22 protein-coding genes are annotated in these 25,761 nt (G+C 45.8%); 6 read left to right on the top strand and 16 right to left on the bottom strand.

Annotation, left to right across the window (positions count from 1 at the left end; all coding sequences use genetic code 11):
• The first annotated feature begins 43 nt into the window (after positions 1–43).
• Positions 44–1,180, top strand: a complete 1,137-nt coding sequence (gene lpxB / locus HMPREF1551_RS12765; protein WP_021629598.1) for a lipid-A-disaccharide synthase — start codon at positions 44–46, stop codon at positions 1,178–1,180.
• Here lpxB and HMPREF1551_RS12760 read toward each other — a convergent pair.
• The 9 genes from HMPREF1551_RS12760 to HMPREF1551_RS12720 all read right to left on the bottom strand — a co-directional run bounded on the left by HMPREF1551_RS12760 (position 1,148) and on the right by HMPREF1551_RS12720 (position 8,905).
• Positions 1,148–1,840: an LrgB family protein gene (locus HMPREF1551_RS12760; protein WP_021629597.1), complete on the bottom strand. Its 693-nt coding sequence runs from the start codon at positions 1,838–1,840 to the stop codon at positions 1,148–1,150. The genes lpxB and HMPREF1551_RS12760 overlap by 33 nt on opposite strands.
• A complete protein-coding gene (locus HMPREF1551_RS12755) occupies positions 1,827–2,195 on the bottom strand; it encodes a CidA/LrgA family protein (RefSeq protein WP_021629596.1) in 369 nt (122 codons plus the stop codon). Before HMPREF1551_RS12755 ends, HMPREF1551_RS12760 begins: the two co-directional genes overlap by 14 nt.
• 136 nt (positions 2,196–2,331) lie before the next feature.
• Complete coding sequence (gene nqrF / locus HMPREF1551_RS12750) at positions 2,332–3,645, bottom strand: NADH:ubiquinone reductase (Na(+)-transporting) subunit F (protein ID WP_021629594.1); 1,314 nt, start codon at positions 3,643–3,645, stop codon at positions 2,332–2,334.
• Positions 3,629–4,366: an NADH:ubiquinone reductase (Na(+)-transporting) subunit E gene (gene nqrE, locus HMPREF1551_RS12745; protein ID WP_021629593.1), complete on the bottom strand. Its 738-nt coding sequence runs from the start codon at positions 4,364–4,366 to the stop codon at positions 3,629–3,631. The genes nqrF and nqrE overlap by 17 nt, the downstream gene beginning before the upstream one ends.
• A 20-nt stretch (positions 4,367–4,386) precedes the next feature.
• A complete protein-coding gene (locus HMPREF1551_RS12740; RefSeq protein WP_021629592.1) occupies positions 4,387–5,034 on the bottom strand; it encodes an NADH:ubiquinone reductase (Na(+)-transporting) subunit D in 648 nt (215 codons plus the stop codon).
• A 4-nt stretch (positions 5,035–5,038) separates the two neighbouring features.
• Positions 5,039–5,782 (bottom strand): Na(+)-translocating NADH-quinone reductase subunit C, encoded by a 744-nt coding sequence (locus tag HMPREF1551_RS12735; protein ID WP_021629591.1) that lies wholly within the window; start codon positions 5,780–5,782, stop codon positions 5,039–5,041.
• A gap of 2 nt (positions 5,783–5,784) precedes the next feature.
• Positions 5,785–7,011 (bottom strand): NADH:ubiquinone reductase (Na(+)-transporting) subunit B, encoded by a 1,227-nt coding sequence (locus tag HMPREF1551_RS12730; RefSeq protein ID WP_021629590.1) that lies wholly within the window; start codon positions 7,009–7,011, stop codon positions 5,785–5,787.
• Between the two features lie 19 nt (positions 7,012–7,030).
• Positions 7,031–7,534 carry a DinB family protein gene (locus tag HMPREF1551_RS12725; protein WP_021629589.1) on the bottom strand — a complete coding sequence of 168 codons (504 nt, stop codon included), beginning with the start codon at positions 7,532–7,534 and terminating at the stop codon, positions 7,031–7,033.
• A gap of 15 nt (positions 7,535–7,549) precedes the next feature.
• Positions 7,550–8,905 (bottom strand): Na(+)-translocating NADH-quinone reductase subunit A, encoded by a 1,356-nt coding sequence (locus HMPREF1551_RS12720; protein WP_021629588.1) that lies wholly within the window; start codon positions 8,903–8,905, stop codon positions 7,550–7,552.
• 623 nt (positions 8,906–9,528) lie between these two features.
• On the opposite strand from HMPREF1551_RS12720, the gene HMPREF1551_RS12715 reads away from it, so the two are divergent.
• On the top strand, positions 9,529–10,206 hold the full coding sequence (locus HMPREF1551_RS12715; RefSeq protein ID WP_034544737.1) for a hypothetical protein: 678 nt from the start codon (positions 9,529–9,531) through the stop codon (positions 10,204–10,206).
• Positions 10,207–10,347: 141 nt separating this feature from the next.
• Here the strand turns inward: HMPREF1551_RS12715 and HMPREF1551_RS12710 are convergent, their stop codons facing one another.
• On the bottom strand, positions 10,348–11,118 hold the full coding sequence (locus HMPREF1551_RS12710; RefSeq protein ID WP_021629586.1) for a 3'-5' exonuclease: 771 nt from the start codon (positions 11,116–11,118) through the stop codon (positions 10,348–10,350).
• Between the two features lie 140 nt (positions 11,119–11,258).
• Here HMPREF1551_RS12710 and HMPREF1551_RS12705 point away from each other — a divergent pair, with 140 nt between their 5' ends.
• Positions 11,259–13,109 carry a M1 family metallopeptidase gene (locus tag HMPREF1551_RS12705; RefSeq protein WP_034544731.1) on the top strand — a complete coding sequence of 617 codons (1,851 nt, stop codon included), beginning with the start codon at positions 11,259–11,261 and terminating at the stop codon, positions 13,107–13,109.
• Positions 13,110–13,205: 96 nt separating this feature from the next.
• Here the strand turns inward: HMPREF1551_RS12705 and HMPREF1551_RS12700 are convergent, their stop codons facing one another.
• The 6 genes from HMPREF1551_RS12700 to HMPREF1551_RS12675 all read right to left on the bottom strand — a co-directional run bounded on the left by HMPREF1551_RS12700 (position 13,206) and on the right by HMPREF1551_RS12675 (position 23,726).
• Positions 13,206–13,784 carry a porin family protein gene (locus tag HMPREF1551_RS12700; RefSeq protein WP_021629584.1) on the bottom strand — a complete coding sequence of 193 codons (579 nt, stop codon included), beginning with the start codon at positions 13,782–13,784 and terminating at the stop codon, positions 13,206–13,208.
• A gap of 93 nt (positions 13,785–13,877) precedes the next feature.
• Entirely contained in the window at positions 13,878–20,957 is a 7,080-nt protein-coding gene (gene sprA / locus HMPREF1551_RS12695; protein ID WP_021629583.1) for a cell surface protein SprA, read from the bottom strand.
• 5 nt (positions 20,958–20,962) lie between these two features.
• Positions 20,963–21,550 (bottom strand): Holliday junction branch migration protein RuvA, encoded by a 588-nt coding sequence (gene ruvA / locus HMPREF1551_RS12690; protein WP_021629582.1) that lies wholly within the window; start codon positions 21,548–21,550, stop codon positions 20,963–20,965.
• Between the two features lie 416 nt (positions 21,551–21,966).
• Positions 21,967–22,317, bottom strand: coding sequence for a 4Fe-4S dicluster domain-containing protein (locus HMPREF1551_RS12685; RefSeq protein ID WP_021629581.1), 351 nt, complete (start codon positions 22,315–22,317; stop codon positions 21,967–21,969).
• Between the two features lie 109 nt (positions 22,318–22,426).
• The gene (ribH, locus tag HMPREF1551_RS12680) at positions 22,427–22,909 is read right to left on the bottom strand and encodes a 6,7-dimethyl-8-ribityllumazine synthase (RefSeq protein WP_021629580.1); all 483 of its coding nucleotides are present in this window, start codon (positions 22,907–22,909) and stop codon (positions 22,427–22,429) included.
• 1 nt (position 22,910) lies between these two features.
• Positions 22,911–23,726 carry a tetratricopeptide repeat protein gene (locus HMPREF1551_RS12675; protein ID WP_021629579.1) on the bottom strand — a complete coding sequence of 272 codons (816 nt, stop codon included), beginning with the start codon at positions 23,724–23,726 and terminating at the stop codon, positions 22,911–22,913.
• A gap of 113 nt (positions 23,727–23,839) precedes the next feature.
• On the opposite strand from HMPREF1551_RS12675, the gene recF reads away from it, so the two are divergent.
• The 3 genes from recF (at position 23,840) to rpmF (ending at position 25,755) form a co-directional block, all read left to right on the top strand.
• Entirely contained in the window at positions 23,840–24,919 is a 1,080-nt protein-coding gene (recF, locus tag HMPREF1551_RS12670) for a DNA replication/repair protein RecF (RefSeq protein WP_021629578.1), read from the top strand.
• A 71-nt stretch (positions 24,920–24,990) separates the two neighbouring features.
• Complete coding sequence (locus HMPREF1551_RS12665) at positions 24,991–25,530, top strand: YceD family protein (protein ID WP_021629577.1); 540 nt, start codon at positions 24,991–24,993, stop codon at positions 25,528–25,530.
• A 12-nt stretch (positions 25,531–25,542) separates the two neighbouring features.
• Positions 25,543–25,755 carry a 50S ribosomal protein L32 gene (gene rpmF, locus HMPREF1551_RS12660; protein ID WP_021629576.1) on the top strand — a complete coding sequence of 71 codons (213 nt, stop codon included), beginning with the start codon at positions 25,543–25,545 and terminating at the stop codon, positions 25,753–25,755.
• Positions 25,756–25,761: the final 6 nt, after the last annotated feature.

The following is a 25,761-nucleotide window of genomic DNA, read 5'->3' as shown; positions in this document are numbered from 1 at the left end:
TTATTTTTGAAAAAATAGTATCTTTGCAAAAATATTCATCGTTATGAAATACTACCTTATCGCTGGTGAAGCCTCTGGCGACTTACATGGGGCAAACCTCATGCGCGCCCTACAACAAATAGATCCCGAGGCTGAATTCCGTTTTTGGGGAGGTGATCGTATGGAAGCTGTAGGAGGAAAGCTCATCAAGCACTACCGCGATTTGGCTTTTATGGGATTTTGGGAAGTGGTTACCAATCTTCGAACAATTCTTCGAAATATTGATTTTTGCAAACGAGATATCATACAATTTCAGCCTGATGCGATTATCTTCATTGATTATCCTGGGTTCAATATGCGTATTGCTAAGTGGGCTAAGCAGCAGGGAATTCCTACTCATTATTACATCTCCCCACAGATATGGGCTTGGAAGGAAAACCGCATCAAAGCAATCAAAAGGGATGTAGATGCCATGTATGTCATTCTACCTTTTGAAAAAGATTTCTATGAAGAGAAGCACCAATATCCCGTACACTTTGTAGGACATCCTCTGTTAGATGCTATTGCAGCGAGGAAGGAGGTTAGCGAGGAAGTATTCAAAAGAGAAAACGGCTTAGATGAGCGCCCTATCATTGCCCTGTTACCAGGTAGCCGCAAGCAGGAGATTGCCCAAATGCTCTCGGTGATGCTCTCGGTGGTGGGTAGCTATCATCTATACCAGTTTGTTATTGCAGGGGCACCCTCTTTAGGATATGACTTTTATAAGCAGTTTATCAAGGAAGAAAATGTACATTTTGTAAGTGGAAAGACCTATGACCTACTCGCTCACTCCTATGCGGCCTTAGTCACCAGCGGCACAGCTACCTTGGAAACAGCTTTATTGAATGTCCCCGAAGTGGTGTGCTACCGAGGCAATTGGATTTCTTACCAAATAGCCAAGCGGGTCATTAGCCTCAAGTATATTTCCTTGGTCAATCTTATTATGGATGCTCCCGTGGTTACTGAACTTATCCAGGGAGCGCTCAACACCCGAAACCTCAAAGCAGAACTCAACAAACTCCTAAATGCTGATTATAGAGAAAAACTCCTCAAGGATTACGAAGCCTTGCGAGAAAAATTAGGCAACGAAGGCGCCAGTGAGCGCACCGCTCAAGCTATTTACGATTCCTTACAAGATAAAAGGCATTACGATAGGTGCTAAAACAGCCGTGAAAATCCCATTGAAAATCATTCCTAAGCTGGCGTAGATCGCGTGCTTTTCGCTAAGGTTGAAGGCAGCCATAATCCCCAAGGCATGAGAGGCTGTTCCTAAGGATATACCACGCCCCATTGGGCTTTTGATACCTGTCCATTGGAGCACCTTAAAGCCTAAAATAGACCCCAATATACCGGTCACAATCACTGCCGCTACCGTAAGGGAGGTAATCCCATGGAGGGTCTTGGACACCTCAAGGGCAATAGGGGTAGTTACGGACTTAGGGGCTAAAGAGCGAATGATATGCGCATCGGCACCTAAGCCCTTGGCGATATAGCATACGGAAAGAATCCCAACCAAGCTACCCACAAACTGGGAGACTAAGAGTGGCAAAAGTTGTTTGCGAATCTTAGAAAGCTGTTGGTATAGAGGAACTCCCATAGCCACAATAGAGGGCTTAAGCCAAAAATCAATATACATACCTGCATTGTGCTCATAGGTCTCATAAGAGATATTGAAGATGAGCAGATAACCTATAAGCACAGAAACGGCGAGCATCACAGGGTTGAGGAACACGGATTTGTATTTCTGTTGGAGCATAAGGACTCCGTAATAGACGCCAAAGGTGATGGCTAAAAGGACTAAAGGATTTTCAAATATTTTCATGATCGTGGTGATGTTTGGTTCTTTTGCGGATAAATTGATATACATGGCCTGTTACCACCATCACAATGAGGGTACTGCCCACAATTGCTGCACTGATAGACCAAAAATTCTTAGCTATAAGGTCAAAGTAAGCCAATATAGCCACGCTGGGCGGCACGAAGAACAGCCCTAAGTGAGAGATCAACATATCTGAAAAAGCCTTGACCCAATGCAGCTTGATCCAGCCTAAGTGTAGAAAAAGGGTCAGTAGTATCATTCCTATAATACTGGAAGGAAAGTGAATCTCTGTAAGATAAACGATCAACTCTCCTAAGGCCAAACAGCCAAAGATAATAGCACAATATCTGATTAACATAGGATAGTGATTAAAACGGGCGCAAAATTACAACTTTAATGACAAATGACCAATGATAAATGACAAATCTTTTTCACTATTAGCAAAAAATCCGACCCATTGCTGAGTCGGATTTTCATTATTATGGAAAAAGTGATTAACCTCCAAAGTCGTCGAAACGAATGTTTTCATCTGGCATACCGAAGTCTTGTCCCATTTTCTGAACAGCCTTGTTCATCATCGGAGGACCACAGAAGTAGAGTTCAATATCTTCGGGTGCTTCGTGTTTGCTCAAGTATTGTTCGATTACCGCATTGTGTACGAAACCTAAGAAACCATCCCCTTCTTTGTCGTTGATGTCTTTCTTCACTTTCCAGTTATCCTCTGGTAGGGGCTCGGAAAGCACGATGAAGAACTTGAAGTTAGGGAACTCACGCTCCAATTCACGGAAGTGCTCTATGTAGAACAATTCACGCTTAGAACGACCTCCATACCAGTAAGTTACGGTACGTCCTGTCTTCAATGTTTTGAAGAGGTGGTATAGGTGCGAACGCATAGGCGCCATACCTGCTCCCCCACCTACGTATAACATCTCGGCATCGGATTCGTTGATAAAGAACTCTCCATAAGGCCCTGAGATGGTTACCTTGTCTCCTGGTTTGCGAGAGAAGATGTAAGAGGAGGCTACCCCTGGATTTACATCCATCCAGCCGCCTTTAGCTCTGTCAAAAGGAGGGGTAGCGATACGTACGTTAAGCATGATTTCGCGCCCTTCCGCAGGGTAAGAGGCCATAGAGTAAGCACGCTCAGCAGGCTCTGGGTTTTTCATCACCAGTGGCCATAGCTTGAACTTATCCCATTCCATTTTGAACTTCTCTGGCTCACCTGGGTGTTCTACTGGGTGAGCAGTAATATCAATATCGGAGTATTTTACCTCGCAAGGAGGAATTTCTATCTGGATATATCCTCCTGGTTTGTAGTCCATATCTTCTGGGATTTCCACCACGAACTCTTTGATGAAGGAAGCCACATTGTAGTTTCTCACTACGGTAGCTTGCCACTTCTTGATACCGAAGACCTGTTCAGGTACCCCGATTTTCATATCTTGTTTTACCTTTACCTGGCAGGCAAGGCGTACGCCCTCTTTGAGTTCTTTTTTGGTAAAGTGAGGTGTTTCAGTAGGAAGGGCTTCTCCCCCACCTTCGTACACATGGCATTCGCACTGCAAGCAAGAGCCCTTACCTCCACAAGCCGATGGGAGGAAGATCTTCTCGTTACCCAAGGTAGAAAGCAAGGAACCACCTAGGGGTACTTCTATTACCTTATCATTATTGATGGTAATTTTCACTGGCCCCGATGGGGTTAGTTTTTGTTTTACATAAAGCAAAATCGCCACTAACAAGAGGATTATCACTAATAATCCTACCACCGTTACCGTAATAGTTGTTAATATTTCACTTGCTAAAATCATTACTTAAGTCTTTTGTGTTATTGGCTAATTTATCAGTTTTTACTTCTTGTTGAACGGTTGTGGTTTCTTTCTTAGGTTCTTCCTTCTTGCTGCTACCACCGGTAAGCATACCCCCAAAGCTCATAAAGCCAATGGCCATAAGCCCTGTGGTGATAAAGGTAATCCCTAAGCCTCGCAAAGGGGCTGGTACATGTGAGTAACGTATTTTCTCACGAATGGCAGCCAAGGCCAAGATAGCGATTGCCCAACCCAATCCTGAACTGAATCCGTAAGCTACGGAAAGGCCGAAAGAGTGGATGGTTTCCTCACGAGATTGCATAAAGAGTGACCCTCCTAAGATGGCACAGTTCACCGCAATAAGAGGCAAGAAGATCCCCAAGGAGTTATACAAAGAAGGAGAGAACTTCTCTACAATGATCTCAACCAACTGTACCATGGTAGCTACCGTAGCGATAAAGAGGATGTAAGTGAGGAAGCTCAAGTCATAAGAGGCGTATTCCTCACCGAGCCATGATAGGGCACCTTCTTTGAGAATATATTGGTTAAGCAAGTAGTTCATAGGCACTGTAAGGGTTTGCACGAAAACTACAGCTGCTCCCAAACCTATAGCCGTAGATACCTTTTTGGATACCGCCAAGTACGAACACATACCCAAGAAGGTAGCGAAAATCATATTCTCTGAGAATACAGATTTAAATATCAGTGTTAAATATTCTAACATGTTCTTTTCGTTTTAAGTGATTAATGACCTTCTTCTATAAGGGCTTTGTTGCGTGAGCGCTGTACCCATACTACGATACCATAGGTTACCAAGGCCATAGGAGCCAAAAGCATAAAGCCGTTGTTTTCATAGCCCAAGGCATATACCCCTGTTTTCTTGATAGGGTCTCCCAATATTTGGAAGCCGAGCAAGGTTCCTGAACCTAAGAGTTCGCGGAAGAAAGCAACAATAAGCAAGGCGATGGAGTACCCTCCGGCGTTTCCAAGGGCATCAAGGAAAGACTTCCCTGGAGGATTTCCCAAAGCGAAAGCCTCAAAACGTCCCATCAAAATACAGTTGGTAATGATAAGCCCTACGTATACCGATAGCTGTTTGCTTAGGTCATATACAAAGGCTTTGAGCACAAAATCCACCACAATCACCAAGGCAGCTGCTACAATCAGCTGGGCGATGATACGAATCTTGGGTGGTATCACATTTCTAAGTAAAGAAATGGCTACGTTCCCCATGGCCAATACGAAGGTAAAGGAAAGACTCATTACGATCGCGGCTTTGAGCTGAGCGGTAATGGCCAGCGCGGAGCAGATCCCCAATACCTGTACCGTTACGGGGTTATTATCCCATAGGGGATCAGTTACTAATTTGATATCTTTTTTTGTTAGTCCCATCGTCTTATTGGTTTAAACTTTTAATATAGGCTACATAAGGGGAAAGTCCGTGTGCAATCATCTCTGCTACCCCGTTTCCGGTAAGGGTGGCTCCAGCGATGGCATCTACCTTTCCGTCCTCTTTACGTTTGTTTTCTGGGTCTGCATTGCTCTTTGAGATCTGAACACTTTGGAAGTTACCTGCTCCGTCCAATACATGTTCTCCTATGAAGTCGTCCATGAAGAAGCGTTCCTTAATGTTGGCTCCCAAGCCGGCAGTCTCTCCTTTGTGGTCAAAGAACACCCCTTGTATCACAAAGTCCTTATCTACGGCTATATAGCCCCAGATAGCATCCCACAATCCTCGCCCGTTTACAGGAATGATATAGAGGGTCTTTCCTTCTTTCTCTCCTACATAGAGAGGAAGTCCTGGGCGGTGTCCGTTGAAGTTGATAAGGTCTTCAGCTCCTTTTACTTCCTTAGCGGTATTGCTTTGAGGATCTATAAGGTACTGTGCCTTTACATATTTGTCAAACTCAGTATTGGCCTCTGTAGTAGTGAGGAAAACTACTTTACCTTCTCCAAGGGCGCCTTCATTATGATTCACACCCATGGCATAAAGGATATTTTGCTTTTTCTCCAATTTCTTATTTTCACTGATTTGGCCGCTAAGTGCGGAAGAAATCCCCGCCAGCAAAGCCCCTACGATTACCACCATGACAATGGCGAAAATCACTGTATATGAATTACTTTCTGTCTTGACTGCCATAATTATGCGGTTTTAGTAGTTAGTTTTAAGCGTTTTTTACGGCGAGATACATTGGCCTGTACCACAAAGTGGTCTATGGTAGGCGCCAATACGTTCATCAGCAAGATAGCGAGCATCACCCCTTCTGGATAAGCTGGGTTGAAGCAACGTATCATAATGGCAAAGAAGCCCGCGAAGAAGCCGTAGATGTATTTCCCTGTATTGGTCTGTGCCGCTGTTACCGGATCGGTAGCCATGAATACGGCTCCAAAAGCCAAACCTCCGATAAGCAAATGCTCATAAGCGGGTAAGTTCCACAAGGCGTAGAACTGGGTACCTTCCATACTTGGTGCCAAGCAGTTAAAAATACTTCCCATTACAAAAGCCCCTACAAAGGTACTCAAGATAATACGCCAAGAAGCGATCTTGGTATAGATAAGGAACAAAGCTCCTAAGAGGATAAGCAGTGTAGAGGTCTCCCCTACTGAACCTGGGATAAACCCATAGAAGAGGTCGGATAGCTGATAAGTACCTGTCTGTCCTTGGGCTAAGCTTCCCAAGATGGTCTCTCCTGATACGGCATCCAATTGGGCACCTCCTGCGATTTCATTGGCTCTGCCCAAGGCACCTTCTACCCATATCTTGTCCCCTGTCATATAAGTAGGATAAGCGAAGAACAAGAAGGCACGGATGGTAAGGGCAGGGTTTACGATATTCATACCAGTACCACCGAATACTTCCTTACCGAGGATCACCCCGAAAGCAACCGCTGTGGCAAGCATCCAAAGAGGAATATCAATAGGTACGATAAGGGGTACGAGCATCCCTGTTACTAGGTAACCTTCCTCTACTTCGTGCTTGCGGATGGTTGCGAAAACAAACTCAATCCCCAAACCTACAAGGTAGGAGACAATCACCAAGGGGAGTACCTTCATCGCCCCTATGCAGAAGTTAGTCCCACTCCAGAAGTCTCCACTGAAAAAGGACATACCTGCCTGAGGTTCCAAAGTACCAAAAGCCACTTGGTGTTGGTATCCTGCATTGAAAATACCAAAAATCAAGCAGGGAATCAGCGCCATAATCACGGTATTCATCGTCCGCTTTAGGTCATCTGCTGCCTTAATGTGAGTACCCCCATGGGTTACTTCATTAGGCGTATAAAGGAAAGTGTGGAGCGCATTGAAGGTCGTTTCCCACTTGGTTCCCTTATACTTTTCTTTTAGTGTATGTAATTTACTTTTTAAACTCATTTTATTATGAATAAGTTAATTATTTCTTTTTTATGGATTTGCGAATTAGTTTTAAAGCCCAATCATAATGACTTGATGTTGCCGAAACTAAGTAAGAGCCTAAAGAAGTACTCCCCGTCCAGTGATACTTTTTCTTAGTGAAAAGCTCCTCATCTGTGTGTTTCTGTATAAGTTGAAACACTTTGTTATGAGTAGCTTCAAAAAGTGAGCGTATCTCAGTAAGTGACACTCCTTGACACTGCTCCCATATTTCTCGGTTGAGCTTAGGGGTGTCAGAAAAAGTATAGCCTTCTTTGGGTATTTTGGGTTTCTCACCTCGCATCCCTACCTCGTACCAGTTTAAGAATAATAAATGCCAATGATACAAGTGACCTATGACATCACGAATATTCCTATTCATAGTACCTTCGGGAAATGCTTTTTCTCGCTCTTTGTCTGATAGTGCTTCTATCAAAGAAACTAACTTTTGGTAGTTTTCTTTGGCTAAAGCCTCTAAATCTTGCTTCGTTGCGGGTCTGGACATATGCTATAGCAACTTTTATCCCAATTCGTCCATCATCAAATCCAAACCGTTTCTGATGATTTGCTGGTGTGGCTGTTTGGACACACATACAAACTCGGTCAAGGCAAAATCCTCAGGGGCTACTTCATACGCTCCTAAGTTTTCCAATTCGTCCAAGTCCTTATACAAGCAGGCTTTGAGCAGCTGCATAGGGTAAATATCTAGCGGGAATACCTCCTCATACATACCTGTTACTACAAAGGCGCGTTGCTCTCCGTTGGTATTGGTGTTGAGGTCGTACTCTTTAGTAGGATTGAGCCAAGAGAAGGTCAAGGCACGGGTAAGAGAAATCTTGTTGCTTATAGGTTTTGCCCAACCCAATAGGTCGTAGTCGTTGCCTTCTGCAATGGCTGTAATCTGGTCATCATAGAAGCCTAAGTAGGTGTTTTCACATACCTTTCGACCGGTAAGCACATCCCCACTGATGATACGGGTAGCGGCAGGCTCTTTTAGCTGCTCGGCTACCAAGCTCTTGATTTGAGCCCCTGCAATAGCCGTTACATAGTGTGGATTAGCCAAAGAAGCTCCTGTAAGGGCTACCGTACGGGTAAGGTTTAGGTGACCGGTAAGGAAAAGCTCTCCTATAACTACCAAGTCCTGAGGAGCAACCACCCATACCACTTCCCCCTTGTTGATAGGGCTGATTTTCGCAATTTGGGTGCTGACGTTTCCTGCTGGGTGTGGCCCTGATACGTTGTGCAATACGATATCCTTGAGGCCTCGGAAAGGAGAAAGGGAACTGTCCTTGAAGACAGATACATGCACCTTACCAGTGGTAAGTTTGGAAAGGGCGGTAAGGGCTACCTGCAATTCTTTTTCCTTGCCCTTGAGCACATAGTCATAATCAGGGGCAAGCGGATTGGTCTTGCAAGCCGAGATGAAGATCTCCTTAGGCTGGCTGTCAGGGTTAGCAATCACATCGTACGGACGTTGCTTAATGAGCGGCCAAGCACCTGACTCGAGCAAGTGTTCTTTGATTTGCTCTGGAGAGAGTGAGTTTACCTCCTTCTTTCCAAAGTCCTGGAAAGACTGAGTAGCATCGGGAGTAATTCTGATTTCCAGAATTTTACGGCGTTCTCCACGGATAATCTCCGTGATAGTACCACTAACGGGAGAAGGGAAGAGTACCCTTTCGTCTCTTTTGTCGTAGAAAACGGCGTCTCCGGCTTTGAGTGTTGCCCCCTCGCGTGCAATGAGCTTAGGGATGACGCGGTGGAATTCAGCAGGCTTGATCCCATACACAGCGGCCAATGGTGCCGCCTTGGTTACAGGCTCAGCTTTTCCTTTGAGCTGAATATCCAATCCTTTTCGAATACGGATGTCGCTTGACATAGGATATAAATTAGTTAGTTTCTTAAAAAGTCGTGCAAAAGTATCATTTTTTTTTGAATTAATTCATATAAAACCGACTTTTAACAGCTCTATTTCGTTATTTATACTCTTTATAAATTAGAGACACGAATCAGTAGTTAAAATAATACACTTTATATAGTAATCCGTTGATATTCAACATCTTTCTATACATCCCCCTAGCCCCCCTCAAGGGGGGAATTGCATTCAGCCGAACTATCATTCTGATTATCAGCATACTTAGGTCAAATCTTCACTACTCTATTTGACACCAGCATACTATTCCCCCCTTGAGGGGGGCTAGGGGGATGTAATTATAAATCATTAATAATAAGTCACTTACAACTTTTATAAATACCTATATTTCTAGTTATTTAACTTATTGATTCGCATTAGCAGTTAGTTTTTGTGTAGTTACGTGGTTCGTTCTTAGTGCTTAGTGACCAACCACAGAGCACTAATCACTAATGTTTTCTTAAAATATTCCTTTTGTAACCTCTTGAATACAAATATCTTACATGTTTTACATAGAAAAAACATCCATAAAGATTTTTGGGTTAAAGAAAAAAACCTATCTTTGCCCCAAATTTAAAAACATTTTTAAGATGAAAAAAATTCTTTTATCAGCTGTAGCTGTATTGGCTTTCAGCTTTGCAAATGCACAAGAACTCGTTTCTTCTAAAGGAGAAAACTACCTTCCTAAACAAGGTGACTGGTCTATCGGATTCAATGCCAACAGTGCTTTAAAATTTGTCGGAAATGCTTTCAATGGTGCCAATGGTAATGAAGTAAATTTCAACAGCAATGATGCTACAAAACTACCAGGATTTGCCAATAGTGTTAGCTTTGTAGGAAAAAACTTTACTTCTGACACTACTGCTGACCGCTACACTGCTAACTTACTTTTCTCTTACAAAAAATCAAAAAGTGATAATGACGCTGAAACAGCCTTTGGTCTTTTAGCTGGTTATGGTAAAGAGTGGAGAAAAGGAACTACCCGCCTTCAAGGATTCTATGGTGCTGATGCCCTTATCGGCTTCAGTTCTCCTGCTAAGAATGATACTAACTTCTTATTAGGTGCACAAGGATTTGCAGGTGTTGAGTACTTTATCTTCCCTAAAGTAGCTTTAGGAGCTCAATATGCTTTCCCTGTAACCATCAGTTATGAAAAATCAGGTGAAAATAATACATTCAAATTCGGTATTGGTAACTCTCCTGCTAATGGAGCTACTGAAAAGACTGGTTTCGGAACTGCTTCTGTTCTCTTAAACCTTTACTTCTAAGAAATTGTATAAACTTTTCTTCCATATGAATAAAACCGCTTTCCTCTTGGAGAGCGGTTTTTTAGTAAAAAGTGAATAGCAAATAGTGAAAAACGTTACTCACTGTCCACTTTTCACTTTTCACTGTTCACTCTTCACTGTTCACTGTCCCATTTTCCTAAGTCGGATCGCAGTGAGCACTTTCTTGGTATAGAGGGGAAAGTCGGCATTGAGCATCCAGCCGAAATAGCCAGGTTCTTCGTCCAAGATTTCCGTTACCTTGCGCCCTTTGTGTTTGCCAAAAGTAAATATCTCCTCTCCTTGTTCGTTATAGGCGATAAAGCCCGCAAAGTCAGCCACTTGCTTGCGGGTGGTAAAGTCGCTCAGTTGCTTGATGTCATTGGGCAGGGTATCGGCATAGGTATCGAGCTGCGCCTTGAGGATCTCGTAGGTGGCAGTGGTATCGGCCTCAGCGGAATGGGCATTGTCCAAGGATTTCTTGCAATAGAACTTATAAGCGGCCGAGAGGGTGCGCTGTTCCATCTTGTGGAAGATCGTCTGTACATCCACGGTCACACGGTTCTTGAGGTCAAAATCCACTCCAGCACGCAGCAGTTCTTCAGCCAGTAGTGGAATATCAAAGCGGTCGGAGTTATAGCCGGCTAAGTCGGAATCCTTGATCAGGTTATGTATCTGCTTGGCCAGCTCCTTGAAGGTAGGCGCCTCACACACCATCGCATCGCTGATACCATGAATATCGGTAGAGGCAGGCGGAATGGGGATCGTAGGATTCACCAGCCAGGTCTTGCTCTCGCGGTTGCCATTGGGGTATACCTTTAATATGGAGATTTCCACGATGCGATCGCGGGAGACATCAGTGCCAGTAGTCTCCAAATCAAAGAAACAAAGCGGACGAGTTAGTTTCAGTTCCATGAGAAAGTTTTTATCAGATAGAAGGTACAAAAATAAGAAAAAAAAATCAGATAAGACAAGCTAAGTTTTTTTATTTTTTATTAGAAAATACGCTACAAAATTCGTAACTTTGTGTCCATAATTACAAAACTGTAACAGTGATGAATTACCGACACATGCTCTCCTTGGTAGCATTGGGGACTATAGGTACCCTCCAAGGGCAAAATGCTCCTTATTGGCAACAAAAAGTAGATTACAAAATGGAGGTCAATATGGACGTAAAAAACTACCAATACACCGGAAAGCAGGAGCTTACCTACACCAATAACGCTCCTGATACGCTCAAGGTTGTCTTCTATCATCTTTTCCTAAACGCTTTCCAGCCCGGTAGCGAGATGGATATCCGCCTGCAAAACATCTTAGACCCCGATAGCCGTATGGTTACCAAAAAAGAGGTCGATGGCAAAACGATCAAGGAAAGCCGTATTGCTTCCCTTAAGCCTGAAGAAATCGGTTACCTCAAGGTCAATAACCTCACCCAAGACGGCACTCCTGTGAAGTACCACACCGAGGGGACTATCCTCAAGGTAGAACTCAACAAGCCCATTGCCCCTCACTCAAGTACCGTCTTCCGTATGGACTTTGCCGGACAGGCTCCGGTGATGATTCGCCGTACTGGTAGAAACAGCCCCGATGGGGTAGCGCTCTCCATGAGCCAGTGGTATCCCAAATTGGCCGAATACGACTACCGCGGCTGGAATACCTCCGAATACATCGGCCGTGAATTCTATGGGGTATGGGGCAATTTTGATGTAAAAATCACCCTCGATAAGGACTATATCGTAGGAGGCTCCGGTTACTTGCAGAACAAGAACGAAATAGGCTTCGGCTACGAGGATACAGGTGTGAAAGTACCCAAGGTAAAGGGCAACACCCGCACTTGGCACTTCTATGCACCCATGGTACACGACTTTACCTGGGCTGCCGACCCACAGTTTATCCATGATAAGCTCGATGCTGGCGATGGAGTTACCCTACACTTCCTCTACAAGAAATATCCTGAAATATGGAAGCGTATCCAAGGGGACATGCTCAAGACCTTTGAGTTCTATAATCAATTTGTCGGCCCCTATCCATGGCAACAATACTCCTTTATCCAAGGGGGAGATGGCGGTATGGAATATGCCATGTGTACCCTTATCAAAGGAGAGGATGACTATCGCTCCCTATTGGGCACTGCGATACATGAGTTAGGCCATGCTTGGTTCCAGCATATTTTAGCCTCCGATGAGACCCTCTATCCATGGCTGGACGAGGGCTTTACCACTTATATACAGGACTTGGCAACCAGCCGTATCACCGGCGAAGCGCCTTTTGTAAGCCTGTATAGGTCTTATGACCGCTATGTCAAATCCAAATATGAAGAGACCCCTACCCATCACTCCGATCGCTTCAATACCAACTATGCTTATTCCACAAGTGCTTATGTCAAGGGAAGTCTCTTTCTTCGCCAGTTGGAATATATCATAGGAGAAAAGCAAGTAGAGAAGACCCTACAGCTCTATTTCAAGAAATTTGCCTTCAAGCACCCACAACCCCATGACCTAATCCGCTGTGCCGAAGAGGTTTCCGGTATGCAATTAGGCTGGTACCTCAACGAGTTCATGCAAACCCCCGATCATGTGGATTATGCAGTAGATAAGGTAGAAGGCAAAGGCGCACAAACCCAAATCACCCTACGCCGCGTAGGGCGTGTTCCCCTCCCTGTCGATGTCTTTGTCGTAGATAAGAGTGGTAAGACCCACTATTGCTATATCCCGCTACGCATGCAGTTCGGACAAAAAGCAAACCCTTATAGCTATGAACGCCAAGTATTCCCCGACTGGGGTTGGGCATATCCTACCTATAGCTTTGAGGTGGCTATTCCCTTTGAAAACATCCAAAAAGTAATCATTGACCCCTATCATATCTCCACCGATATAGATAGAAGCAACGATACTTTCCAACCATAGTAAGGGTATTAGTTTTTATATTACAAAAGAGAAGCCGTTCCTGATTTGGGAACGGCTTCTTGTATTTCTGCCCCTTTGGGGGTTGGGGGATTGGAATTAGAATTTATATCCTACCCCTATTTGAATCACACGGTTATTGGCATAGTTCTTGGAATCTCCATTCTTTTGAAGATTAGCCAAGCCCCAGTTGTAAGAGGCCTCGAAGAACAAGCCATTATCGGACAAGTTGTATTCGGCACCTAAGCCAATCCCATAGTCAAAGTGGTTGTAGCTATCACTTTTTACAGTTTCTGTCTTACCATCATATTTAGTTTGTTGGCTAAGGATATAACCTGCATAAAGCCCTGCTTTAGGACGGAAGCCCGCAAAGTCGTACTTAAACCATACCGGGAGGTTAAGGGCGTGTTGTACAAGAGCTCCATCTCCTTCTTTGGGTTTAGCTCCTTGGTTAGAGTAAGTAAGGCCTGCATCCAAAAGGGTTACATCGTTAAAAGCATACTCTGCCAAACCTCCTACATAAAAAGCAGGACGGATTTTAGTTTCTACTTTTACATCAGCTGTTTTGGAAGCCACATCAGCAAGGTTAAGCCCTGCGCGAGCTCCAAATTTTACTTGTGCGTTAGCTCCTGCTATCGCAAGGGCTGCAAACGCTACGGTCATGAATACTTTTTTCATTTTATAGGTGTTTTTTTAGTTTTTTAGTTATAGTAACTAATGATTAATAGTACAAGTTTGTAATCTCAAAAAGCGTGCCAAAGTCACTCGTCACTAATTAAACGTATATCTCACTGTAATTCCCGTACGTATAGTAGTCATAGGGAAGGAGGTAGAGATGGCGTATTTCGAGAAGGAATAATCAAAATAGAAAATTCCCGATAGGTTCTTGGAGAACGAGTAATCAGCGGTCAAGCGACCCAGCCAAGAGGTTTGTCCGTTGGTTACTTGGTTGTCACTTAGCTCCATATTGCGGATAACTGTAAAGTCGTCTCGGAAGGCGAGGTCTGCCTTGAGGTTTAGGTCGCTTCGGATAACCACATCACGCCCGTTGAAGCGGGAAGTGAAGCTAATATCCTTGATACGATAGCCCAAGCCCAAGCGATATTCGCGGCGTTGCAGCTCGGTGAGATAGTTGTTATCCAAGCTGATAGAGATGGTACGGTCGCGGCGTATTTCCCCCATCACACTCAGGGAGTTCTGCAATTCGGTATCTATGCGAATTAGTGGCGAAAACTGCTCTACGAGATTCACATTGGTAAAGAGCTTCTCATTGCGGAAGTTACCTCCTTGGTCTAACTGATCAGGGTTTTGAGTATATTCCAAGTTGGTACGGAAATCACTCAGTGCATAGCTGGCACGATAGCCATGGGTAAGGGTAAAGCGACGGAAAGTATTCTTAATCGCCTCCATACGCATAAGACCTCCATAGCGCACCGTCCAGGCTGGAATAGGAATGGTGCGGAAAGCTCCCAAAGATACCCCATCGGCATCACGACCGGTATAGGCAGCATAGAAGGCCGGCATCATTACCGCTTGGTTATTCTTACCATAACCCTTAGGGAAGCCATCGGCATCGATATTGTTAGGGTCAGCCAAGTTGATTCCTCGCTGGGTGGCCAAGCGCCTTGCGATGGTGATCCTATTGTCCTTGAAACGCTGGAAGGCCTTGGAGCTATACGCATCCGATGCCATGAAGGAAGTGAGGATCATGTTATCGGAGATCATAAAGTTCCCTGTGGTGTTGCCTATCAGTGGGTTATAGTAACCAGGCACCCCATTGAAGGTCTCCTCGAAATTATCAATATACTCTCGATCGGCCTTGAGGTCTATCTGCAAGTCATTGGCTGGCTGTAGGCTGGCCGTTAGGCTCAAGTTCTTATTGGTAGAGCGGACAAACTGCTCGTTGAAGTCCCCAAAGCGGGTAAGCCATCCCCTGCGACCGGCCTCATAGCGGATATCGTCCTGCCAGCCGAACACAAAGGGTAAGGATGGCTGAGAGGTACCGAAGAAGCCTACTTGGGGTAGGTAGCCAGGAAGGCTCATCCCATTGGTCTCGGTATAGCTCACCCCTATACGCCTTACCATGGTGGCCAGGTTCATGAGGTGATCTTTTCCGGTGGACTTCTGTCCTATAGCTTGGCGCTTCACTCCTAAGGAACTATAGAAGCGGTCGAAGGTCATATTAGCCGTCAGGTTATGGGTATTGGCATTCTGTACCTTATTTATCTGGTGACCTGCCACTTGGGTAAGGGCTTCCGAACCGCGTTGCCAATCGAAATCTCCAGTATAGGAGTAAGAAGCCTTCACAAAGGATAGGTAAGGCAACTTATCCAATGGCAACTCATAATTGAGCTTGAAGGCTGACATGAAGTGGTTCGGGGTTCCCTGATTCCAAAAGTCATGCCATAGGGTGAGTTCCTTATTCAGCTCGCGCTCGCCTATATCATTGTAGCGGTAATAGTTGCGCACGATATTGCTGTTGGTCACGTCATAGCTTAGCTTGAGCGACTTGGTCAAAGAATAATTGACCCCATATTGCCAGTCAAAGAGATAGTTGCGCTGTTGTAATTCCGGTAGGGGCACCTGGGTATTGGGATTGACACCCAGTGGATACACCTCGCGGAAGCGCTGACGTGCAAAAGCGCGGGTCAGGGTAGGCCCTATATAGATATTGTTCGGCAATATATTAAAATTGACCTCGGAGAGCCACTTAAGGTACTTGTTGGCACTCATCTTCTGCTTGCCTTTGAAGGGTGTCCACTTATATTGCTCGAAGGTATGGGCATAGAGCGCCCCTGTACGCACATTCTGTTCTTTTTGCTTTTCTATCTCGAAATCATGGTGATCCATTTGGTTATAGGCATAATTTAGAGTTAGGTTCTCTATGGAGTAGAACTTCGCTTTTTGGCCTTCCCCAAGGTTCTTCTTCACTCCAATGAGGCTGATACCACGCCTTAGGGTATAGTCCTCGGCTTGCTCGCGGATGAGGTCTTTCTGCTCTTGGGTCGTGGCAGCTGCGATGCGGTCTTTGAGCTTAATATCCTCATACTGCGGGTCGTACTCTGGAGTTGCTACCGAGGCCGAACGATTCAGCCCCACCGGAAGTTGTACATTCCACTTCTTAGGGAAGAGCTTACCGGCATTGATATTCATCATAGCATCGAGCTGTCGGAGCTCCTCACGGCTACGCTCATTGGGTTTCTGTTCTACAGTACCAAAGCCTACTGTACTGATTTTCCCTGTAAGGGACATGTCCATGAAGTCGGCTGCATTGAGATCCACAGCGGCAATCCCTGCCCAGCCGCCTTTGTTTTCGAGCTCGGACATACGCAATTCGTTGAACCACACCTCTCCACAAACCTGATTGGTGGTCGCGTTCTTGATTCCTACCATGATAATCTGTACATCGGCCAGTGATGGATTACCCTTAATCGCATAGCGATTCTGTCCCATAGGATGGGGGGTCGTGGCTGGGGAGGCTATCAGGTTCAGCCCCGCATCATAATAGGTAAGCTGGGCTAAGTTACCACTGTTGATCCCCTTGGCCTTAATCTGGGTGAGCGCTTCCATCGGAATATCGAAGCTATTGGCCGCTGGCCAAATGCCCTCTTCGGTATAAGCCCCCGCAGGAGTTACCTGTAAGGGCAATTCCACCTGATAGAAGTTTTCCGAAAGATCCGAACCAAGGCGTACGAAGGCCACCATATCTCCATCGGCGAGGGATTGGTTTTTGTAGCGTTCGGCATGGACAAACATCTTGATGCGCTTGTACTGGCGCAGGTCGGCGTTGAGGTTCTTGTACACCCCGCGGGCATCGCGAGGGGCTAAGTCGCATATGGTATAGGAGAGCGCTTGCTCATTTTGGCTGACAATAGTGTTGTTCTGGTTGATTTGTTCTCGGTATACCCCTGGAGGCATACGGTATGGGATTGGCTGGCGGGTACCATTCTCTATCAAGCTCACAGAGCCTATCTCGGTTACTGCCCCTGCATCGGGAGCCGAGAGGTCGTCCTTGAGCGATTTGGTATAGTGGCGCCAGTCCCCTCGTACCAAGTCCAAAGTACCAAATCGAAGCAATACCTCGGAGGAGAAACCAGTGAGGTACATGCGAATATGGGTTACCGAACGAAGGTCTCCCCCACCTCCGTACTCACGTCGGTTGGCATCCTTGATAGGTATCTTATACTGTATCCAGCGTGCAAAAACGGGGGTTCCATCGGGCGTTTCTGCATATACTTCCTTGATATCACTCACATAACGATCCGTACGCTGTACATTGCCATGGATAGGCACTCGGTACTCGTAATAGCTATTGACCGTGCTCATGGTATTGTCCTTATTCACGTCCTCTGTATCAGGATTAAGCGATGCGGCCTGGCTACTTCCGGCCACCGGTGAGTTGCCTTGGGTACCATTGTAGTTGTAATAGCGGTTGAGTATCCCTCCGGAGCGGTTCAGGTAATACTCATAGTTGTCCAAGGCAGGATCCGAAGGCGAATCCAAAAGGTTATTGGCATAGATAGCCCGCTCCTGCTCATCGGTGAGTCCATCCAGACCTATATCCTGCAAGCTGCGGTTTTCCGAATTGGAGTCAAAGGCATAGAGTAGTGACTGAGAGACAGGCGTTTTCCCCCAAGCGGTGGTATGGGTAGGCGAGTTAATGGAAAGCCCTGGCAAGCCATTTTCGTACTGCTTGCGACCATCCTTGAGGATATCCTCGGAGATATTACCCAGGTCAAAGACCAATTCCCCTGTAGCTGAAGGGGTGAACTCTCCAGAGGTATAGGGGTCTAAGACCCAAAACTGTATATATTCTATATTGTTCTCTTCGAAATTGGTAGCGGTAACCCCTCGCATGATTCCTGCCCACTTGTCAGAAGCCGAGAGCGTGCTCATGGCCTGAGGATTGTTGTTGTACGAGCCTTTGACATTGGGGTAATAGGCCAAGTCCAAGGTATTCTGTACCAGCAAATCACCCTGAGCCAATTCTCGTTCAGGGAAAATCTCCTTGACATAGATACGGCGGGTACTGTTCTTAGAAATCTCGGAGGCATTCACATCCCCTGGCTTGTTATTGGAATAGAAGACAGGGTCGATGCTATACCAAGCCAATTTGGCACGTCCATAGCCATTCTTGAGGTTATCGGAATCTTCGGGGCTATTGCCATAGAGGGTTTGGTTGGGGTAGCTGCCTTGCCCGAAGCGCAAAGGAGTGCTGGCCAATGACCAAGAGCGCATCCCACGGATGTCCACAGTGGTCTGTGCCGCTTCGAAGTCATCCAGATAAGCGGTCGCCTCCCCATCGAAATCGGATCCACTGGGGCTGCTCGGGCGCAAGAAGGCCATCTCTCCTCTGACAGAGAGGTTCGAGGCTACATCACTCTGCAAAGAGGGTACTTTGTTGAGCAAGCGGGTAAGGAAAGGCAGCTCCGTGGAGTAGCTTCCGCCAAATCCAAATATAGTATTGTTCACCGGCTCCTGACCGTAATTGGCTTTTTGAGTATAGGGGCGCTCTCGCATATTGATCAGCGAGGTGCCCACTCGGAACTTATCATTGAACTTGTGTTCTACATTTACCCCAATGAAGCGGCGACTCTGCCCTCCGAAGATGAGGTTGTTCTCCACCGATACCTGTATCGGAAGGTTGGAGTTCTCTATAGTAGGATCTATGATCTGTACCGTACCTTGTTGGTAATTGACCGTATAGTCGATACCTTCTTGAAGGATACGCCCCCCTACGGTTACTCGTACCGAGCCACGAGGTACATTGTAGGCACCCAAGGAGATACCACGCCCTCCCTTGGACTTATAGCGCCCCTTGAGGGAGAACTTATTGCGCTCGGCATCCTCCAAGGCCTTGGCCTTAATATCAGTATAAAGCGAGCGGAATACATATTTCTTTTGATTGGCATTCCAAACAGTAGAGCCTGGCTGATAGGCTGTCGGGTCGAGATAGCGGCTTCCCCCTCCGAGCTTGTCATAGAGGTATTTTCCAAAGGGTTCTACCTTGGTAAAGATAATCTTCCCATATTCGGGATCTATGGTGATGCCATCGACAAAGTCAAAGAAGCCATCGCCTCCATTCTCTGGGTCATTGTAGGCATTGAGCCTATCGAAGTTGAAGAGCTGAAGGAGGATTTTTCGGGTAAGCTCTCTGTTCCAAGTAGCCTCATCTACCGGAGCAATGTAGTTGACTGGAGCGGGATCATTATAGAAGATGTTCATGCGGAAGTTATCCGGATTGATCTGTACCGCATTGAGCGAATAGACGTTCTTCATCATCAGGTTCCAGATAGGATCCCCAGTGACCAAGCGGTTACTCTTGAGCATCTTGAGTACCAAACAGTTATTGGTGATTTTGTTCTGTCCTCCTATATAGACATTGGTGGTGGCCGAAATCCCGTCGTTGGCGAACTCCCCTACCTGATACACCTGTCCTTCGTAGGTATATTGGTAAGCAACCGCCAAGACTTCATCATTATTCAATCGCTGACTTAGGGAGATATAGCCCAATTGCTTATTGACCTTGAAGTCCCGTCCTTCTTCTAATTTCTGTGCGTTTTCCAGCACGGCATAGTCGAAACCTTCATTGACCAAGGAAGCGACCGTACCAAAACCAGAGCGGAGGGTAGCCACATCGCGGATCTCCTTCTTCAACACTGAGCGAGGACTGTCCATACGAGTAGGGTCGTACATATTGGCCTCATTGGTAGGCCTGTCCCCAGGGGAGCCACGGAAGAAGCCTGCGGGGGCATTGCCGGCAATACGGGTGTTCTCTGCCTTGGCTTCACCTAAGTCCTGCAAGGCTACGATGTTGCGTATATTGGAAGTACGACTGGAGCGGTTGGTTGCCCATACCTCTACCCGCACGATTTGCACCTTGCTGCGGATATAAGGATAGTTCTCCAAGGCGCGGTCATATTGGTCTCTGAAGAATTGAGAGAGGAAATAGTTGCGGTTTTCATCATAATCCAAAGCGCGGATCTCAAAGTCCTGTAGGGTTCCGCCCCCCTGAGCAGTAACGGTCTGGGACTGGGAGCGTTGTTCGGAAAAAACCCCTGTCACGGTAGTACGACCGAACTGTAGTTCGGTCTTCAGCCCGAAGAGACTTTGTGCCCCGGTGATAAGCGAGCTATTGAGTGGCAAACTCACATTTCCCAGCTCTACCTTACGTACAATATCGTCTTCATTGGGCGAATATTCCAATTTGAACACATTCTGAAAATCAAAAGTAGCCTGAGTATCATACATCGCATTGATCGCCAAGCGTGTTCCTATCTTCCCCTGTATCCCCATGCTGATGCGTTGGTCAAAATCAATCCCATAGGAAGAGCGGTATTCGGGACTGATAGAAGGATTGTCATTCTTGGTATAGCGCATCCCCAGGTCAAAAGCCACATTCCCTTGGGGGATAATATCTATATTATTCCCTCCGAAGATGGATTCGAAAAGCTCTGATTTGACATAGAACTCCGGCAGCAAGTCCCGCTGGGCATTCCGAGCCTCTTCGGGCGAAGTGGTAGGCTGCATCGCCTTGGACTTTTCCCTGAAATACAAGCCCATACGCTCACGCATCACCAAGCGCTCATACTCCTGAGGGGTAAGGAAAATGGGCGTGGAAATATCATACTCCCCCACCTTTTCACTATAGACATATTTGTCCAGGGTTGCATTGTACTTATACTTACGCGAAATGCGATCGGAGTCCTTCAATAGCAGACGGCGTAGCGAACGACTCGAAGGAATCGTATCCTTAGCATTTTGCGAGGGGGTCTGCTTCTCTTGCCCCCAAAGGGTACCTGAAAGAAGCGTGAAGAGGAGGGATAAGGGTATAAATATTTTTGCGTTCATTTTGGTTATAGTTGTTTTAAGGCTTGTTTGATCAGTTGTTCTACAGAGACGGCCTCGGTGACTTGCGAAAGGATCTTGCCCACCACCGCCTCGGCCGTTTTCCGAGGATAGCCCAATACTTCAAGAGCTGCCAAGGCCTCTTCCTTGTGGGGTTGTCCTTGTGGCAGCGCAGGCTGGGTAGGGTCATCGGAGAGCTTGAGTACCTTCTCTCTCAGATCTAAGATGATGCGCTGAGCGGTCTTGGCTCCTATTCCCTTGGCCGACTGTATGGTGCGCACCTCATTGTTAATAATGGCACTGCGCAGCTGCCCAGGAGAGAGCGAAGAGAGCATCACCCGTGCTGTACTTGCCCCTACCCCCGATACCGAGATAAGCAGCGAGAAAAGCTCCCGCTCCTGCTTGTCGAAAAATCCAAAAAGAGTATGGGCATCTTCCTTCACTTGCAAATAGGTATAGACCTTTATACGCTCCGTATCAGGAAGTTGCGAGTATGTATTAAGCGAAATATTCACCCAGTAGCCCACCCCATTACAGTCTATCACGATGTAGATGGGGGTCTTCTCTACCAAGCGACCTTCAAGATGTGTAATCATAGTGGTTAGAGGTTAGTGATTAGTGGTTAGAGGTTAGTGATTTGCATTAATAATATGAATCAATAGTTAAAGGTCTAGAAATATATACATCTATAAAAGTTGTAAGTGACTCATTATCAACTCTTCATTATCACATCCCCCCTACCCCCCTCAAGGGGGGAGTTACGGAGTGGTATCAAACAGAGTGGTGAAAGTTTAACCTAAATATACTGATAACCAGCATGATAGTTCAACAGTATCCTATTCCCCCCTTGAGGGGGGCTAGGGGGATGTCGTAAAAAGACTTTGACAATTATACAAATTAACTATATTAATCTATTTTTTAACTATTGATTCGCACTGATAATTAACCCCTCATTATTCCTTTTCACTTTTCACTTTTAACTATTCACTTTTCATTATTCCCTCTTCACTTCTCACTCTTCATGTAAGAAGGCTTTCTTTTGGAGGAGTTCTTCCTCGGTTTCCTTACAATTTTCATCGGGGATACAGCAGTCCACTGGACAGACAGCCGCACACTGGGGTTCCTCATGGAAGCCCAAGCACTCGGTACATTTGTCGGGAACAATATAGTAATAATCGTCGCTGATAGGCTTCTGTACCTCATCGGCATTGACGTGTTTTCCATTGGGTAGGACGATGTTCCCTCTTAACTTGGTTCCATCACTATAGCGCCAGTCATCGGCACCTTCGTATATTGCATTGTTAGGGCATTCAGGTTCGCAAGCCCCACAATTGATACAGTCATCTGTTATTATAATAGCCATTTTTTATAGGGTTATTATGGGTTACAGGATTATAGGACTATAGGATTATAGAATTATAGCCAAAACCCTATAATTCTATAACCCTTCATTTCTTAATCCCTTAAATTTCTCAATCTCGATCTAACTCAATCATTTGGATGGCGGTAATGGCCGCTTCTATTCCTTTGTTGCCATGCTTGCCCCCACTGCGGTCTATGGACTGCTGTAGGGTATTATCGGTAAGCAGACAGAAAATCACCGGCACATGCTGGGTAGCATTCAGGTAAGCAATCCCTTGGGTGACCCCTTGACAGACAAAGTCAAAGTGCTTGGTCTCGCCTTGGATCACACAGCCTATGACAATCACCGCATCGACCCCCTCTTCCAGCATACGCTTGGCACCATTGACTAACTCAAAGGCTCCTGGCACTTTCCACTGGATGATATCTCGGGCATGTACCCCACAATCCAAGAGGGTCTCATAAGCCCCTCGGCGCATATTCTCGGTTATCTGCCCATTCCACTGAGAGGTTATGATACCTATGGTTCTGCCTGCCACATCGGGTAGGGAGGCCTTGTCATAGGTAGAAAGATTTTTATTCTCTGTAGCCATATTATAGGTTCATAAGAGCATTGACCTGAGCGATACGCATCTCCACTGAGGTAGCCTCTTCTGATTTAGGATAATCTGTCTTGATACGTTCTAAGTATTCCAATGCCTGTTTGTAATTCTTCTGCTCTTGTGCCACCTGGGCTGCCTTACCTAAGTAGAGGGGTGCTGTTAGCTCATTATCACTCTCCTTGATGGCTTTTTGGTAGTAGTCCATCGCATCCTTAGGCTGGTTGAGTGCTACGAAGGCATCCCCTATATTGCCCAAAGCTAAGGCATTGAGAATAGGATCGGAAGAGGAGAACTTATCCAAATGAGACACCGCTTCCTTGTATTTGTTCAATTGCAAATAAGCCATTCCGGCTGCATAATAGGCTACATTACCTGCTTTGCTGGAGCCATGGTCTTTGATAATCTTCAAAAAGCCAGGATGACTCTTATCTCCCTCAAGGGAAAGGGTAAAGAGAGAATCCCTGGTGGCTGTGGTTTGGGCATTGAGTGCTTCCCCAAAAGTCTTTTGAGCAAAAGAAAGTTGCTCGGCGATTTCCTTCTCACGAGGGGCGCTTACGAATTGTTTGTAGAACATATAGCCTAAGCCTACCACCACTACCGCTACGATAGCAAGGAGAATGGTTCGCTGATGAGAGATCACCCAGGCTTCTGTTTTCCCAGCCTTCTCATCTAAGGTCTGGAATACCTCTGCGGTGGTACTCTCATGGGACAATTGTTCGCTACTAACCTCATTAGCAACATCTTGCTGTGCTCTTTCTTTCTTGGTTTGTCGGCCTGGACGATAGTTATTCTTCTTGTAAACTGACATAATTTTTTTGCTTTAAAAACATTTTGCAAAAATAGAATTTTTATTTGTAATAACACGTGTTTTTCTCAAGAATTTTTAATAATTTGCGCACGTTTTTCTAAGCCCTTTTTCGGATGTTCCTAAAACGACTTTACATACTGAATTTCAAAAATATAGATAGCCAAGTGTACACCTTCTGCTCGGGGGTGAATTGTTTTGTGGGCGACAATGGAGTGGGAAAAACCAATTCCTTGGACGCCATTTACCACTTAGGAATGACCAAAAGCTACTTCAACTCGAGCGCATCGCACTCCATTCGCTTTGGGGAGGACTTCTACCTGATAGAGGGTACTTTCCAGAAGGAAGCGCGTGAGGAACTGGTGGTCTGTAGCGTAAAAAAAGGACAGAAAAAGGTACTCAAGCGCAATGGCAAGGCTTATGAGAAGCTCTCCGAGCATATCGGTGCCTTCCCGGTGGTGATCGTCTCCCCTTCTGACCGCGACCTTATCCATGAGGGGAGTGAGGCACGTCGCCGCTTCCTCGATGGGATGCTCTGCCAGCTAAGCCCCTCCTATCTGCAAGCCCTGCTAAGGTACAACCAAGTGCTCTCCCAGCGCAATGGCCTACTGAAGCTCATGGCCGAGCGGCAATACTTCGACCCTCATACCTTGGCCATCTACGATGAGCAGCTCGCCCTCTATGGGGCGCCTATTTTCCAAGAACGCAAGGCTTTTCTGGAGGCCTTCCTCCCTACTTTTCAAGAGCAATATACCGCCCTCTGTCAGGGAAAAGAACAAGTGGCCATCGGCTACCAAAGCCCCTTGGAAGGGGGCAACTTCAGGGAGCTGCTCTCCCAAAGCCGCTCCCAAGATAGGGCAGCCCAATACACCACAGTGGGGATTCATAAGGACGATTTGAGCTTCTCCATAGCCCAGCAGCCAGTGAAGAAATTCGCCAGTCAAGGACAGCAAAAATCATTCCTTATTGCGTTAAAGTTAGCCCAATTTTTCAGCCTCTATACCCATAGCCATATAGCGCCTATCCTGCTGCTGGACGATATCTTCGACAAGCTCGATAGCAAGCGTGTAGGCCAGCTCTTGAGCATCGTCAGCCAGCCGCCCTTCGCGCAGGTTTTCCTAAGTGATACGGATCTCGAGCGTACCGAACAGATAGTCAAGCAAGTGACCCCCAATTACCAGATTTTCAAACTGTGAAAATTTATCCCTAAAATATTTTTGTGTAATTAAAAAAATTCCTATATTTGCACCCTCAAACTGCATGTAAGATGAAAGATAAAAAACGCGACCTAAAAGCGTATGACATTCACTTTGCAGGACTAAAAGATGGTGAACACCTCTTTGAATATCAGATAGATAATCATTTTTTTGAACTATTTGACTATCATGAGTTCAATGAAGTTTCCCAAAGGGTAAGTGTTCATTTGGTGAAGAAAAGTACCCTCTTGGAGTTACATTTCTCAAGCCAAGGAACAGTCAATGTCAATTGTGACCTTACTGATGAACCTTTTGATCTCCCTTGTGAGGCTACCCTCCACTTGGTAGTGAAGTTCGGCGAGGCTTACAATGATGATAATGAAGAGTTGCTCATCCTCCCTCAAGGAGAACATACCCTATCGGTTGCCCAATATATCTATGAGATGATTATTCTCTCTGTTCCGGCCAAGCGTATCAACACCCATGCGGCCAACTTAGATGAGGTATTGGACACCATTGAGGCTTTTAGCCCTAAAGAGCTGGAAACAGCCCCCGATGATTCCCAGACTGACCCACGATGGGACGAATTAAGAAAATTGTTGAACAAATAAAAAAATAAGAAAATGGCACATCCCAAACGAAGACAATCCTCTACCCGAAGAGACAAAAGAAGAACTCACGACACCGCTGTCGTTCCTCAAATAGCTAAAGACCCTACCACTGGCGAATTGCACCTCTACCACAGAGCACACTGGTTCGAAGGTAAGCTATACTACCGCGGACAAGTACTTATCGATGCTACTGCTGGAACTGAATCCGCTGCTAAAGAAGCTTAAAAATTA

It is taken from the genome of Capnocytophaga sp. oral taxon 863 str. F0517 (assembly GCF_000466425.1).
Classification (GTDB): Bacteria; Bacteroidota; Bacteroidia; order Flavobacteriales; family Flavobacteriaceae; genus Capnocytophaga.
This window is presented reverse-complemented; position numbering and strand designations above follow the sequence as displayed.